The 14,943-nt window shown below is 41.4% G+C and carries 12 protein-coding genes; 7 read left to right on the plus strand and 5 right to left on the minus strand.

Annotated elements, in window-relative coordinates; all coding sequences use genetic code 11:
- Window positions 1-61: 61 nt before the first annotated feature.
- From A1019T_RS11155 to A1019T_RS11170, 4 genes are all read left to right on the plus strand, one after another.
- Complete coding sequence (locus A1019T_RS11155) at window positions 62-1,591, plus strand: HNH endonuclease family protein (RefSeq protein WP_143514117.1); 1,530 nt, start codon at window positions 62-64, stop codon at window positions 1,589-1,591.
- A gap of 303 nt (window positions 1,592-1,894) precedes the next feature.
- On the plus strand, window positions 1,895-2,827 hold the full coding sequence (locus tag A1019T_RS11160; RefSeq protein ID WP_244156648.1) for a DMT family transporter: 933 nt from the start codon (window positions 1,895-1,897) through the stop codon (window positions 2,825-2,827).
- Between the two features lie 372 nt (window positions 2,828-3,199).
- Entirely contained in the window at window positions 3,200-4,837 is a 1,638-nt protein-coding gene (locus tag A1019T_RS11165) for a BCCT family transporter (protein WP_077451694.1), read from the plus strand.
- A 166-nt stretch (window positions 4,838-5,003) separates the two neighbouring features.
- A complete protein-coding gene (locus A1019T_RS11170; protein ID WP_077451695.1) occupies window positions 5,004-6,194 on the plus strand; it encodes a sugar transporter in 1,191 nt (396 codons plus the stop codon).
- A 105-nt stretch (window positions 6,195-6,299) separates the two neighbouring features.
- On the opposite strand, the gene A1019T_RS11175 is transcribed toward A1019T_RS11170, so the two are convergent.
- From A1019T_RS11175 to A1019T_RS11185, 3 genes are all read right to left on the minus strand, one after another.
- Window positions 6,300-6,701, minus strand: coding sequence for an ExbD/TolR family protein (locus A1019T_RS11175; protein WP_077451696.1), 402 nt, complete (start codon window positions 6,699-6,701; stop codon window positions 6,300-6,302).
- 9 nt (window positions 6,702-6,710) lie between these two features.
- On the minus strand, window positions 6,711-7,292 hold the full coding sequence (locus A1019T_RS11180) for a MotA/TolQ/ExbB proton channel family protein (protein ID WP_077451697.1): 582 nt from the start codon (window positions 7,290-7,292) through the stop codon (window positions 6,711-6,713).
- A gap of 104 nt (window positions 7,293-7,396) precedes the next feature.
- Window positions 7,397-8,455: an energy transducer TonB gene (locus A1019T_RS11185; RefSeq protein WP_143514118.1), complete on the minus strand. Its 1,059-nt coding sequence runs from the start codon at window positions 8,453-8,455 to the stop codon at window positions 7,397-7,399.
- 444 nt (window positions 8,456-8,899) lie between these two features.
- Between A1019T_RS11185 and A1019T_RS11190 the strand changes: the two genes are divergently transcribed.
- Window positions 8,900-9,397, plus strand: a complete 498-nt coding sequence (locus tag A1019T_RS11190; RefSeq protein WP_279626186.1) for a YceI family protein — start codon at window positions 8,900-8,902, stop codon at window positions 9,395-9,397.
- 52 nt (window positions 9,398-9,449) lie between these two features.
- On the opposite strand, the gene A1019T_RS11195 is transcribed toward A1019T_RS11190, so the two are convergent.
- Window positions 9,450-9,989 (minus strand): DUF924 family protein, encoded by a 540-nt coding sequence (locus A1019T_RS11195; RefSeq protein ID WP_077451700.1) that lies wholly within the window; start codon window positions 9,987-9,989, stop codon window positions 9,450-9,452.
- Between the two features lie 274 nt (window positions 9,990-10,263).
- Here A1019T_RS11195 and copM point away from each other — a divergent pair, with 274 nt between their 5' ends.
- Together copM and A1019T_RS11205 are read left to right on the plus strand one after the other, a co-directional pair.
- Window positions 10,264-11,040: a CopM family metallochaperone gene (gene copM / locus A1019T_RS11200; RefSeq protein WP_077451701.1), complete on the plus strand. Its 777-nt coding sequence runs from the start codon at window positions 10,264-10,266 to the stop codon at window positions 11,038-11,040.
- Between the two features lie 375 nt (window positions 11,041-11,415).
- Window positions 11,416-12,507 carry a YkvI family membrane protein gene (locus tag A1019T_RS11205; protein WP_077451702.1) on the plus strand — a complete coding sequence of 364 codons (1,092 nt, stop codon included), beginning with the start codon at window positions 11,416-11,418 and terminating at the stop codon, window positions 12,505-12,507.
- Between the two features lie 96 nt (window positions 12,508-12,603).
- On the opposite strand, the gene A1019T_RS11210 is transcribed toward A1019T_RS11205, so the two are convergent.
- Entirely contained in the window at window positions 12,604-14,658 is a 2,055-nt protein-coding gene (locus tag A1019T_RS11210) for a TonB-dependent receptor domain-containing protein (protein ID WP_077451703.1), read from the minus strand.
- Between the last annotated feature and the right edge of the window lie 285 nt (window positions 14,659-14,943).

A 14,943-nucleotide genomic window follows, 5' to 3' on the forward strand; every position in this document is an offset into this window, starting at 1 on the left:
ACGACTCACGCAAAAATCGTGTCGTACGTTTGTTCCGACACACTAGGTTATCGGTATTTAGGTGACTTTAAAGATAGCGTCAATAACAACAGCATCAAAGCATGAAATCATTAAAGCGCGTCTGTTGGTAGTAATTAAAAACGCAGCATCATCTGAGCTTAGCTTAGCGGAGTCAGATACAGCAAAGGCCCTTATTCACAATGTGTGGGAGGCCTGCTCCAATATGAACCAATACGTGCAGTATGGTTTCAATACTACACTACGTAAAAAAATATTCTCAGAAGATCTTACTTGCTTAGTGCCTCAAAACTTTGATGATCTACTATCAGTCTATGAACATCACAACCGCTATAAAAGTGAGGAGCATAGCAATGATAACAAGCCAGCCCCTACTCTGCATAACATACTATTTGATAGCTATTACGATAATCCAATCAACCCTTATGAAACAGCAGACAGTAGGTCAGCAGACGAAAATAGCGATGGGGAAGCCTACTACAGCTTAATCAACTTCTCTAACTTCTTGCTTCATGTGTTAAGAATTATGATTAATGAGCAGTCCTCAAGCCGGCAAGATATTGCGCTTGATGATAAGCAACTGCTGGTTCAGTTTGAAGACCACATCCTAACTGAGACCAATTTCGATAATGGCAAGCACTTCTCTGTATTATCCCAAGTCAAAGCTTTTATATACTGTTTGCTAAAAATGAAGTTTGTTTTTGATCACTTCATCATTAAGCGAAATGCTCAAGACAGCAAAGAGCATTGGACTATTAAAAAGCTGACCATGAGCAAAAGCAGTCATTCAGCCTACTACAAAAACAGCTTTGAGCAAGACAACGATAGCTTAGTCATGCTGCAAAGTGCTTTTCACGTTTCCACTCCAACTATGAACTACAAACACTGGCTCAATGCTGCTTTATCTTATTTATATACGCACTACAACAACAGTGACTATGAGACAGGGCTAGATAGTCTGTCTTATCTAAAGCATTTAGAAGCTATTGCTCGTGCCTTCATGCTAAGACGATATTTGACAGATAATCCTGATGAATACCACCAAATTATCTATCAGACATCAAATCTAAACTCTCTATCTCTAAAACAAGATAAGCACAATGTGTACTCAAACGACATGCGCTCACAGATAGAGCATTACCTACGATATGGAAATATTCGTAATATCTTTGTGTTTAACTACTTAGATTATTTGCTATGGATACGAAACAATAAGCCCAGTTTTACCTTTACGTCTCGTAGTTCAATAGAGCATTTTTACCCTCAAAACAAAAGAGATAAAGACATCTTAATTAATGAAAAAGACTCACCTGACACATTGCTTCACTCATTTGGCAACTTATGTTTAATCAGTCATAGTCTTAATTCTCGTGTAACTAACGATATGCCTACTGTGAAAGTAAAATATTTCTTAGATGCCAAACAGATAGACAGCCTGAAGCTCTTTAAAATGATTGATTATATACATGACACAGGTATCAAGTGGGATAAGGACACAATCAGACAGCATGGAAACGAGATGGTTGATCTTTTAGTTAATAATTTACAGATAGCTGAACAGGTTTCTTCATAGTTTCTAACTTTGAAAACTTCTAATATAAGTTATTTTTAAGCTGCACTTTTACTTCATTACTTCAATCTCAGATACGTATTTTTATAAATAGCTATCTGAGGTTTTTTTGTATTTGTTGATTTCATACTCACAATCAAAGCATTTCCCTACCTCAAAAGAAAACAGCCATTACCTAACTCACAGCTATCTCTTAAGCTCACTATATATTACAATCGTCAGATAACACGGATTGCCACCAACACTTAGCCTAATCTCTCTTGCCTAGAGCTTGATGAGTGCTTGGTAATTTAAAGGAATGACAAGTTGACTCAATACACCGCAAAATCAGCATACCCCATACTCAATAACACTTGGATTGGCATAGCCCAGGTCATTCTGGCCGCCATCTGCTGGGGTACATTAGGTATCTTCTCGACCTATCTAAATCGATTCGGCTTTACAGGTTGGCAACTGACCATACTGCGAGTGGTCACCTCTGGAGTGGTGTTGCTAGCACTGCTGCCTTTTTTATGGCGATATCTTAAAGCTTTAACCCTCAGACAGTGGGCAGCATTGGCCATACAGTCTTTAATCGGCGTGCTGGGCATGTCGGTTTTTTACTTCATGGCCGTTGTCAGCTTAGGCGCTGGTCCAGCGGTAGCACTACTCTACACCGCTCCCGTATTCAGCTTAGGGTTCTCAGCGTTGCTGTTAAATGAGCACATTACCAAACAAGCGGGAATGCTGGCCTTACTAGCTGTGATCGGCGTTGGCCTAACTATGCTTGGTGAGGAAGCCAAGCTTAACTGGGGGATATTGGCCGGCTTAATGTCAGGGGTGTGTTATTCGCTATACGGTGTCTTGGGGAAACGAGCCATGGGCGATACCCACCCTGCTCCCTTAGTGTTCTTTACCTCAGTATCCTTTAGTGCAGCGGTACTGATGTTTATGCCAACCACTTATGAGACTTATCATCAATTAGCCGCTCTACCCTTGCCTACGTGGGGCTATGTCGTCGGACTATCGATGATTGGAACCATAATTCCATTTGCTCTTTATATGAAAGCTTTAGAGAAGCTTCCTGCCACCCGTGCCTCAGTTTTTACCACCTTTGAGCCTTTAACAGCCATCTTACTGGCGGCTGTTTTATTAAATCAATCTTTGGCTCCCATTCAGTATCTGGGCATATCTTTTATTTTGATTGCTTCTATTTTAAATAGCTTACTTAAGTCTCATGCCAATGAAGCTTCTACTTAACTTGTACGATTATATTGTTACCGATATGTAACCAGAATTTGACATACATTAAGGGTTTGTTAGGATAATCGGCCTATTTTTTTGCCAAATAGAGTCGATTAGTCGTCTCTATAACTACTATCTTTTTTTTATACATCTCCATTTATTGGTGTGGTGACAGGGATTATGACGCTTGTTGCCTATCAATAAATACGTCTAACTCTATTTTTAGACTTCTTTATTCAGTTCAATATTAGCGGTCATGGTAGTAACCTGTGCTAAGGAACCATAAAGCCTCTTCTATGACTTAAAGCTACTCTAATATTGATAAAGGTAGTAAATATCAGCAAGACTTTTTGCTCGAATTTTATCAACTTTACATAGGACAATATTATGAGTATTAATCCTGACAAAATCCCAAAATCATTAATTGACCGTTTCCGTAAACGGCTCTATACCAATGACCATGAGGTGGGTGAAAATAATGTGCAGGTCATGGGTATGGACATACATAACCCAGTTTTTGGTGTTACTGCCCTACTGGTTTTGACCTTCGTGGTCTTTACCTTAGCCATGCCAGAGCTTGCTAACACTTGGCTAAATGGTGCTAAGGGCTGGGTGGTTAACACCTTTGACTGGTTTATGGTCAGTGCTAGCAACCTGTTTGTTTTATTCTGTCTACTCCTTATCCTCTCTCCTTACGGCAGTATCCGTATTGGGGGTATTAAAGCAACCCCTGACTTTAGCCGAATGTCTTGGCTATCGATGCTATTTGCAGCCGGTATGGGGATCGGCCTTATGTTTTGGTCGGTCGCCGAACCTTTGGGTTATGCCACTGGGTGGGCAGGCACGCCTCTAGGTATTGAGCCTGGCACGCCTGAAGCTTATAAAGCGGCCATGGGTGCTACTATGTATCACTGGGGTCTTCACCCTTGGGCCATCTATGCCACCGTGGGTCTGTCTTTGGCATTGTTTGCCTTCAACTTCCGCTTTCCTTTGACCTTACGCTCTGTGTTTTACCCTATATTTAAAGAAAAAACTTGGGGTCTGCCAGGTCACATCATTGATATCCTAGCAGTACTAGCGACTATTTTTGGTTTGGCAACTTCGTTAGGTCTGGGAGCTCAGCAAGCGGCTGGTGGTCTCAAATACTTATTCGGTATTGATCTGGGCGTGAACGTCGTTGAGATGATCATCATTGCTGTGGTGACTATGTTGGCCACTTTATCGGTCTATCGTGGTCTAGATGGCGGGGTTAAGATTCTGTCTAACTTCAACATGCTGGTCGCCTTATTATTATTGTTATTCATCTTTATCGTCTCAAACCCCTTAGAGCTTATTGGACAAATGTTTGGCACTGGTATATCTTATGCCACCCACATTCTACCTTTGTCTAACCCTGTCGGCCGTACCGATACTGACTTTTATCATGGCTGGACTTTATTTTACTGGGCCTGGTGGATAAGCTGGTCACCATTTGTAGGGATATTTATCGCTCGTATTTCAAAAGGCCGTACGGTACGTGAGTTCCTTACCGCAGTTATGGTAGTGCCTACTTTAGTGACCATTATTTGGATGACTGTATTTGGTGAGACGGGTTTAAGTCAGTATAAAAACCAAGTCGGTGAACTTGCCAATGGCGTGGGCGATGCCTCATTAACTTTATTTGAGATGCTAAACAATCTGCCACTTGCTACGATCACCTCCTTGATTGCAATTGTTTTGGTATTGGTGTTTTTTATCACCTCATCAGACTCAGGCTCTCTAGTGATTGATACCATTACTGCCGGTGGTAAGCTTGAAGCACCTGTGTTACAGCGTATCTTCTGGGCCATTGCTCAAGGTATGATTGCTATTGCCCTACTATATGGCGGTGGTGAAGCAGCTCTGACCTCTTTACAGTCTGGCTCTGTCAGTACAGGATTGCCGTTCACATTTGTATTGATAGTTATGTGCTTTAGCTTGTTCTTAGGGCTAAGACGTATTTACAAGGCTCGTGAATGGTTATTTGATGAGCTTGAAAAGTATTAATCTATTATAATTAGCGGTAACAGGCCAGGTATTCCCGATACCTGGCTTTTTACTTCAGACTGCTCTAGTTGTCCCTCTCTTATCGCTTACTTTTGACTTATTAATTTTAACTGCTTTGTCTTTATAGGCCGTTATCATTAATGAGTCCTTTTAATTATTAGACCTTATGATAAATAATTATGAAGCAGAGCCTGTCTCTCGCCGAACCCAATATATTCAAGTTATCTTAATGGGCATCAGTGCTTTTGTGATGAACACCACTGAGTTCGTCCCGGTTGCCCTATTAAGTGATATTGCTCAAGACTTCTCCATCACCACCGCTGAGACCGGTTGGATGCTGACCTTGTACGCATGGATTGTGGCCGCCATGTCACTGCCCCTGATGCTGCTTACCAGTAAGTTTGAGCGCAAACGATTGCTGCTGGGTATATTTGCCTTATTTATCGTAAGTCATGTGCTATCCGTGGTCGCTTGGAGCTTTAATGTCTTATTGATTAGTCGGGTCGGTATCGCTTTTTCTCATGCCATATTTTGGTCGATTACCGCTGCCATCGCCATTCGTATTGCTCCTGAGGGCAAAAAGGCATTTGCTTTAAGTGTGGTAGCCACAGGCACCTCACTGGCTATGGTGCTTGGCGTGCCTTTAGGGCGTATCATCGGTCAGCTCTATGGTTGGCGCACCACTTTTGGCGGTATTGGCTTTGTGGCTCTGGTGGTATTTGTGTTGCAGGCAAGGCTATTGCCGACATTACCCAGTATGTTTAAAGGCTCATTTAGAAAAGTCCCTGAGCTGTTAAAGAACCCTTTATTGGTTTGTTTATACTTACTAATTTTCACCGTATTTACCGCCCACTATACTGCTTACTCGTACATCGAGCCTTTTATGCGTGAGATTGGAGCCATTAGTGAAAACTACGCTACCTTCATCTTATTGCTATTTGGCGGTGCAGGGATTATCGGCAGTGTGTTATTTAGCCGCTGGGGGGACAGACACAGCACCCTACTGATGCTGGCTTCTATTATTATCATGTTGGTATCGATGACGACTTTATTAGTTACGGTAAATTCGATTTGGGTACTTAGCCTGAATGCGACTTTATGGGGAACCGCATTAATGCTGCTTATCATCTCGATGCAGGCTAAAGTGCTGATGGTAGATCTACACGCCCAAGACATGCTGATGTCTATGTTCTCAGGCATTATTAACTTAGGCATAGGAACCGGTGCTTTATTTGGTGGCTATGCCGTGACTCACATCTCGTTATCTAGTGTGGGCTATGTTGGGGCAGCGATTAGCTTAATGGCCTTACTGCTGATGCTATTTATGATAAAACGATTCCCTGTTCTACGTGCTTAATCATAAATACGTGCTTAATCATAAAAAAGCCCTACTAAGCTTAGCCTAGTAGGGTTATTTTTTTATCTTAAACTTATCTTATTATCTGGCAATGACTTCTATATTTTACTCACTAATAAAAGCAATTTTTGTCATTTCAGCTTCACTAGCCAGTGCTAGCACTTGAGCCACAGTATCATAACGGGCTTCTTTATCCGCACGCAGATGAATAGAGACATCGGATTGACTCTGTGATTCTTCGACCAAACGGGCCTGCAACTGCGGCAGCGTTAGTGGCTCCTCATCCCAAAAAATCCCTGCATCTTTATCAATACTAATTTGGATCACTTTAGGTTCTACTGGCTGTACCGCGGCACTGGTCTGTGGTAAATCTAAAGGTACTGAAGGATTGAGCACCGAAGCCGTTACTAGAAATATAACCATCAACACCAACATGATATCAATTAAGGGAATGAGGTTGATCTCATTCATTGCTTGCATATCATCATCGCCTAATTGAAAAGCCATGTCGTACTCCTATCTGGGAATTTCGTTCTGGTTTTCTGATTTTGCGGTAGCACCCAACAGGCCGTAAGCGGTGTCATTGGCGATAAACAAGGTCTTACGGTTAATACGCATCGCAATGTTGTAGAAGATAACAGCAGGAATGGCCACGGCTAATCCTAAGCCCGTCATAATTAAAGCCTCACCCACAGGACCTGCCACTTGACTCAAGCCTGCCTGCCCTGTCTCACCGATACTGTGCAAGGCATGAAATATTCCCCAGACTGTACCAAATAGACCAATAAAAGGAGCAATAGCTGCCGTTGTGCCTAATATCGCCAACCCTTTTTCACCCTCAAAACGATAGCGACCAATCTCTTTTAACAAGATTTGCTCTACCACAGTTTTTCGCTCTGAGCTATCCAAGTCGACTATACTCTTAGATTCACTGCTAACCGCCTGTTGCAAATCAGTCGAAACGGTTTGTTTTAGCTTACTGCTTTGATAAAGACGCAATACTCCCGTTATCCAAGACGCTATCGACAAGGCCAATAGGCTAAAAAACAAAAACTTGGTAACAACATCGGTATATTGCCAATAAGCTGCAAAATCCATGTTCAATCCTTAATGATAGATAGGGTGTTTTTTATAAATTAGGGCCAATCAAGAAGTATTTATCAGCCCACGGATATCTCTTGTATCGCTTTAGCTAAGCTCAGTTATTCAACTATATACTCAATAGGCAGGTTTATTAGCCCCACTACGGGCGCTTTGTCTTGCTCAAAAGGATGCAGCTTACTTTTTTTAACCTGACTAATAGCCGCCTTATCTACGACTGTATTTCCCGAGGATTTAGTCACTTTCACATCAGCGACATGGCCTTGTTTATCTACGGTCACCGCCAATATCACGAGATACACATCTCCTGAGTTTGATTTTCTAGCGACCTGCGGTGGCACCTCAAGTCTAGGCTTACGCTTCCAGCGGGCTTGGTTGGCTGAGAAGCTTTTGGGCTCATTACTGGCTGCAGCTTGTTCTCTTGCAGCTTGTTCTCTTGCAGCTTGTTCTCTTGCAGCTTGTTCTCTTGCAGCTTGTTCTCTTGCAGCTTGTTCCCTTGCGACTTGTTCCCTTGCGACTTGTTCCCTTGCGACTTGTTCCCTTGCGACTTGTTCCCTTGCGACTTGTTCCCTTGCGGCTTGTTCCCTTGCAGCTTGTTCTCTTGCAGCTTGTTCTCTTGCAGCTTGCTCAATCAAACGCTGATGCTCATTAGCATCAAAATTTGGCTTAGTAGATACTTCAGGCTGTACGTCTTGGTGAATGGTCTGTTGAGAAGTTTGCTGAGTGCTTTTCTGATTATTCAGCGCTTCTGCAGTCTTAGTTTCAACCTTAGCCTCTGACTTACTCTGCACTTTCTGGATAGGTTCAGGCTCATTTTTTTCGACTGGCTTAGGTTTAGGTTGAATTTCAGGCTCAGGCTTCACGGATTCTGTTGGTTTTGACGCAGGCTTAGGCTGTGACTGAACTTTCGTCACCTGCTCCTGAGTTACTTGAGGGGTATTTTGTTTGGTTTGGACAGCAGTCGGAGGCTCTACTGCTTCTTGCAGGGACAGCATCTGAATCTCAATGGGCTTAACCTCTTCTGGCTCTTTGATTACTGGCTTTGGTCCTTGCATGTGTACCAAAGCAGCCGCTATCCCTACATGCATCGCCAGCACCGCAATAGCCGTTGCGGCATTAACTTTAATTAGATTTGATTTGTCGCTTGTTTTTTTCATCATAAGAAGTAAAGCCAGGTTTTAGATCCCTGTTAATTAAAGTTGTTTTTTACTCATTTATTTTTAGTGCATAATATATGAAATCGTTTTATATGTAAATAAGAATTATTATCATTTAGGATATTTTTCTACTCTCATCAGCTCATTATCTCTTAATGCTAAGTATTATTTTAGTAGATACACTTAACAAAGAGTCACAATTGATAACCTGTGAACACAAACCTTAAGTGCAGCAACATGGTAGAATACGCAGCTTTAGCCTCTGATATCCCTGTTAGATCAATATTTTACTCGGATTATTTAATTATTGGATTTCACCATGACCACTGCCAAGATTACTCAATCAACTAAGACCTTAAGCAGGACCACTTAAGCAGGACCATAAGCTGTGCTTTATTACTGTTATCACCGCTTGTCGCGACCGCTGCGACCCCGCAAAAATGGCAAATTAACCCTCAAAAGACCAACGTAAACTTTGAGGTGTCTTATCTAAAGAAGTCTATGATTAAAGGCACATTTAACAAGGTTGACGGCACCATTAATTATGATGAAAATAAACCGCAAAACACAACTGTGCGTTTTACGGTTTATACAGATAGCGTGGATACTGACCTAAAGCCGCGCGACTATTTTATTCGTCGCAAAGAGCTATTAAACACTAAGCAGTACCCCACCATTAAATTTACCTCTTCAGGTGCCAAATTAAAAAACCCAAGAGAAGGTCATGTCACTGGCAAGTTTAATGCTTTAGGTCAAAGCAAGCCCATGACGGTAAAAGTGACCCTGACTGACGTTTATACCCAGTCAAAAACTGAGCCAAGTGCCTTAAAATTCAAGGCCACAGCCCTGGTTAATCGTCATGACTTTGGGGTGACAGCCTTCCCAGGTATCTTTGGCACGACTATTCCTATTGTTATCACCGGCGAGCTGATGCCTGCCAAATAACATTTTTAATTTAAGCAAAAAATATCGTTCAATTAAGCAAAAAAGCTTAGGATTAAAACGAAGATCCTGGCTGAGTTAGAAACTCTATCTCCTCTGGGGTAGACTGACGACCCAAAATCTCATTACGATGAGGATAACGGCCAAAGCGATCAATAATCACTTTATGTCTAATCTCAAAGCCGTAGACGGTCTCATCTGTATATTGCTTAAATAACTGTTCTGCTTGCTCATGGATGAGCTTCGACTCACTGTGCATATAAGGCATTAGAAGCAATTGACGCGCCGCCACACTATCTAATTCTTGTAACACGCCAGCAGCTACTGCTTCTTGAGCCAAGACCAAGGCCATCGTATCTTGAGCAAACGCCTTTGCTGTATCACGATAGATATTTCGAGAAAACTGATCCAGTACAATAATCTCAGCCAAACGCCCTTCTGGGCACTCTCGCCAACCAAATAACTCTGCTGCGGCAGCTCGCTGTAACGTTGACTCAAAGCGCTGAGTCAGTAGCTCATCGAAATCCTTATCTTTTTCAAAGAACTTCTGGGTGCCTACTTCATTAAAACAAAACTCTATGATGTCTTGATACATATTCTACCTTATGTGATTGATAGTTAATGGGAGGGTTGATTATTTTTGATAATAATTTTTGACTTTAATTCTGAACAAACTTCAATTGCAGCGGCTTAACATAATAGTCTGCCCTTTATGAGCTCATACTAAGCCTACCTTTCATACTATACCTACTTATAGTAACAATAAGCTGTCATTGCTAGCAAAAGTTCACTGACGGCTCACTATTCAAAACATTGTAAGACTCTAGCCTTGCTATAATTATCAGACTATCAATTTTGGAGTTATTATTATGAATAAACATAATTTAGATAATCGTACTGCCCCTATTAACCCTAAAGCATCAAAAGCTAAACTGTTAGGGGTTGCCGCCTTGTGTTCTTCTGCTTTAGCCTTTACTGCTTGCCAACCTGCTGCAGAAGAAACTACCAATGAAGTAGATACTGAAGTGACCACAGATAATATGGAGACGCATGATACCACTATGGATCATGACGAGCATGATATGGACTCTGATATGGCAGAGCATGCAACCACTACTGACTTTGGTAAAGAGTATATGGACAGCATGAATGACATGCATGAAGATATGATGGAAGGCATGCAAGCCAATGATGCGGATGTCGCCTTTGCTAAAGGTATGCTGCCACACCATGAAGGTGCCGTAGATATGGCGGAGATTCAGCTGAAATATGGTAAAGATGACACCATGCGTAAGCTTGCAGAAGACGTCATTGCCGCTCAAGAAGCTGAAATTAAGCAGATGGAAGACTGGTTAGAGGCCAATCCAGATACTGAAGAGCAGCCTAACACCATTGAGATGCGTCAAGCTTATGATGCGAGCATGAAATCAATGCACGATGACATGATGCAAGGTATCTTAAGTGAAGATGCTGACATGGCATTTGCTAAAGGTATGTTACCTCACCACGAAGGTGCTGTGGCCATGGCAGAAGTACAGTTAAAATATGGTAAAAATGAAGAGATGAGAAAGCTGGCTCAAGAAATCATTGATGCCCAAAAAGCTGAAATTGATTTAATGCAAAACTGGATCAATGAACATTCTTAATTTAAGCCATTAATCCACGCCATCCGGTGTTTCAAGATACAAGCTGCTAATCAAGTAACATTGAAACTTAAGTAACTAAGTATCATTGAAACTTGAGCAACATTGAAACACTGATAATTAGAGGTCTGATAAAAATCAGGCCTCTTTTTTTTTGACTAATTTTTAGTGGCTATTTTTATTTTAAACTAAAATTTCCTTTAAATTCAATATCAATCTCCCCCCTTTATTTATAACCCAAAGTTTAATAATTTTCCTTGTATTCTTATAACTTACTGTTAATATACCCCCCAAAATTCGTTATCAGTTAACTAGAACATCAGGGTTAATTTTAATAAATTGCTGTTTAGCAACCAGTTTTAATAGGGATATAAAAGTATGAGTAGCTCGATTTTGAAGGCCATTAGCTATGCTGGGGTATATGTGGGCGCCGTTATTGGGGCAGGCTATGCCAGTGGTCAAGAAGTTTTACAGTTTTTTGCAGGCTACGGCTTGGTAGGGATCATTGGTGCTATTATCACCACCCTTATGTTTATCTGGTATGGCTCAGTATTTATGGAGCTAGGCAATAGACTACAAACCTGCAGTCATAGAGACGTACTCAATTATTTATGTGGCAATAAATTGGGCTTTATCGGCGACTATGTGTTGCTATTTTTTATGTTCGGCTGTGTGAGTATCATGTTCTCAGGTGGGGGGGCAGCCATTAATGAATACTGGGGCCTATCCGTGATGACTGGTAAGTTAATTATTGCTGGCATGACTTTGGCGACTGTAATCTTTGGATTTTCGTCCTCGGTTCGTGCTTTGGGCATTGTCTCCCCTATTATTATCTTTAGTGTAATCGCCATCTCTTTAGTTACTTTAAGTTCAAACTTTGATCAATTATCGACAGTTGATGAAAGCCTAAAAAACCTGACTCCGACTTTGGCTACCCCTTTTTGGTGGACCTCCGCTGTTGTCTACGTGTCTTATAACGTTAGTTTGGCTACCTCCACTCTAACCGCCATGGGCGGTAAAGAGTCGAGCTTAAAGACCCTTAGAATTGCTGGGGTTATGGGGGGCTTCTTCTTAGGTCTATGTTTGTTATTTATTACTTTGGCTTTGCTATCAGATTTGACCAATGTTATTGAATATCAAATTCCTTTTCTACAAATTGCCAATAACATCAGTCCAATGGTAGGCATCTTATTTAGCATCGTATTGGTAATTGCTGTCTTCACTACGGCGGTGACTAACCTGTATGGCTGTGTGATTCGTTTTTATGACTCACAGAAAAACCCGATGCAATTCCGTACTTTAACCATTAGTCTCGTAGTATTGTCTTTATTGGCGTCTTTATTCCCATTTAGTACCCTAATTAACGTGCTTTATCCTGCCTTAGGCCTATTGGGTATGGTAATTATGGTATGTGCTTTATATAAAACCGTAACCGGTCAAGTCTTCTTAAAAGATGATGCCAAACTATAATGGATAATTAAAAACAGCCAGAGCTAGCAATAAAAATCCCGCTATTTTAAAGATAGCGAGCGGGATTTTTATTTGCAGATAGTGCTAATTGGTTAATTAGAACTGGTAGGTTAGAGAGGCTTTGATATTACGACCTGGTTCAAAGTCAGTCGTTGCCTCGCTTTCACTTAGACGTGAAGAATGATTGGCATAGGTTTCATCAAAAATATTATACACACCAAGCGTGGCTTTTATATCTTGAAACTGACGAGGCGCATAACTCATATAAACATCATGGACATCATAGCTTGGCTTACTAATGCCGTTTTTATCCGTGATTGAATCCACATAGGTACTACGCCAACCTAGACCCAGCTCGCTAGTAGGATCATAATTTAAGTTGACCATGTAACGATCACCTGAATCGGCACTGCCTCCACTAACCGAAGGAATGCTATTGCCTGTCTTATCACCCTCACTACGAGCGCGTGAGTAGCTTAAACCCATACCAAAGTTATTGGTGGTATAGTTAGCTGCTAACTCTACCCCTTTGATTTCATAGTCTTCATCGCTGTTTATCATACCCTGGCAATCTTGCAAGTTACCTGCCGAACCGCGTGCTCCAGTAGTACAGTTTAGACCATAGCGACCAGCGCTATTCCCTGTTCTAATAAACTGCTGATAGTTTTCAATATTCGACTTAAAGTATTTGGCACTTAACTGCAAAGCATCGTTGGCTGTGGTCAAATCACGTAGCGTGGTAGAAATACCTATTTCAGAGTTATAACCTTCCTCTGGCTTTAAATCTTTATTGACATACATACCTTCACCATTGCTATTAAAAATAGCCTGTCCCAAATCAGGCCCATTAAATAGCTCGGTATAACTGGCAAAAATCTGCGTACGCGGTGCAATCTCATAGCTCGCTGCTAGGGCACCCACTACATTATTATAAATTTTGCCATCTGATACAAATCTGGGTGACTCATAACGATCATAACGAACACCAGGTGTTAAGGTAAGTTTATCCAAGCGCCACTGGTCTTCTAAATATACTGAAGTATTTTTGGCCTCATCACTGCTTGCCTTAGCAAAGTCTCGGCTCATTGCTGATTCTTTTTTGTAATGCTCCACACCAGCGATTAGCTTGTGATTACCAACACTGCTCTCAATCATACTGATATTTTCAATTTTAGCCCCAGTCGTTTTTACTTCAGCATCAAACTCATAACCAGCTTCGCCATCTGAATCACGTAAAATTTGGGTCTTAGTTTGGTAAGCATTGGCAGAAACATCAATGAGGGGGTTGGCAGGATCAAAACCATAATCTACATTATAAGTGTCGCGCTTAACTTGCTGCGGGATAGGGTCTTCAGGTCTTGAAGGAAAATCTGGACGAAATGGGAAAACCCCTTTCTTTTCAGTACGACTAAAGCTAGCCCCAATACGATGATCGTCAGCAATAGTAGCGCCCGCTTTTAATAAAATATTCTCTCCCTTACTGTCCTCAAATAGCTCGCGGCCCTCGCCATCTTCACCAGATTCCACATTGCGCTTACCATAATAAGCCAGTAAATCTACATTTTCAGCTGGAGCAGCAAAGACAGTCGCTGAAGTTAATACTTCATCGTTATTGCTGGCATAACCTGCATGCAGTTTGGCACCGATTTTTTGACCTGGCTTTAGTAAATCAGCGGCATCTACTGTTTTAAAGGCTACTGCGCCGCCTAAGGCATCATTACCCAAGGTTACTGAGTTATTACCCACAGCTACCTCGGTTTGCTTTAACAGGTCTGGATCAATGGTCACATCACCCATGTGGTAAAACAAAGCCCCCTCTTGGCGAGCCCCATCAATAGATACTTTTAGATTGGTATCATCCAAGCCACGTACGCGAATACGCTGGTTGACAGACGAGGTACCGCCGATACTCACCCCAGGCACAACTTCTAAAAAGTCACTTAAATGAGAGGCCTGCTGAGCGGGGGTGTAATCTTCATTATACACTTCGTCTTGTTGTACGCTTTCACGTACTGAGCTATCGGAGGTGACAGTTATTTTTTGCATGGTCATGGTGGGCATATCTGCCTCAGCACTCGCCGCTTGTACAACAAGGATAGAGGTAATAGCAAGAAATAGAGGGGATAAATTATTAAGACTGGTTTTACGCATAATATTCACTCTGCTGATTTAGCAATAGGTAAGTTTCAGGTGATCAAATTCTTATCAAACAAATGCAAATGATAATAAGAATAGTTATCATTTGCATTGATGGGGAATATTACTGGATAATTACAGAAATTACAATACCCACTTAATCAGCATATATTTTTACCTTTTATTCACCCTAAAAAAGTAATCAAGCAACATATGGATTTATTTTTTTTCTTCGCTAAGGCCTTAAATTAACGGGTTTAGCATAAAAAATACTGATAAAGGGAAAACATGTATTAACAT

The sequence above is a fragment of the Psychrobacter piechaudii genome (assembly GCF_900162825.1).
GTDB lineage: Bacteria > Pseudomonadota > Gammaproteobacteria > Pseudomonadales > Moraxellaceae > Psychrobacter > Psychrobacter piechaudii.

Coding starts and splice junctions, on each gene's coding strand:
- A1019T_RS11195 (WP_077451700.1), bottom strand. CDS start 9,989: ATGTATCAAGACATCATAGAGTTTTGTTTTAATGAAGTAGGCACCCAG.
- A1019T_RS11210 (WP_077451703.1), bottom strand. CDS start 14,658: ATGCGTAAAACCAGTCTTAATAATTTATCCCCTCTATTTCTTGCTATT.
- copM (WP_077451701.1), top strand. CDS start 10,264: ATGAATAAACATAATTTAGATAATCGTACTGCCCCTATTAACCCTAAA.
- A1019T_RS11170 (WP_077451695.1), top strand. CDS start 5,004: ATGATAAATAATTATGAAGCAGAGCCTGTCTCTCGCCGAACCCAATAT.
- A1019T_RS11165 (WP_077451694.1), top strand. CDS start 3,200: ATGAGTATTAATCCTGACAAAATCCCAAAATCATTAATTGACCGTTTC.
- A1019T_RS11185 (WP_143514118.1), bottom strand. CDS start 8,455: ATGATGAAAAAAACAAGCGACAAATCAAATCTAATTAAAGTTAATGCC.
- A1019T_RS11175 (WP_077451696.1), bottom strand. CDS start 6,701: ATGGCTTTTCAATTAGGCGATGATGATATGCAAGCAATGAATGAGATC.
- A1019T_RS11205 (WP_077451702.1), top strand. CDS start 11,416: ATGAGTAGCTCGATTTTGAAGGCCATTAGCTATGCTGGGGTATATGTG.
- A1019T_RS11180 (WP_077451697.1), bottom strand. CDS start 7,292: ATGGATTTTGCAGCTTATTGGCAATATACCGATGTTGTTACCAAGTTT.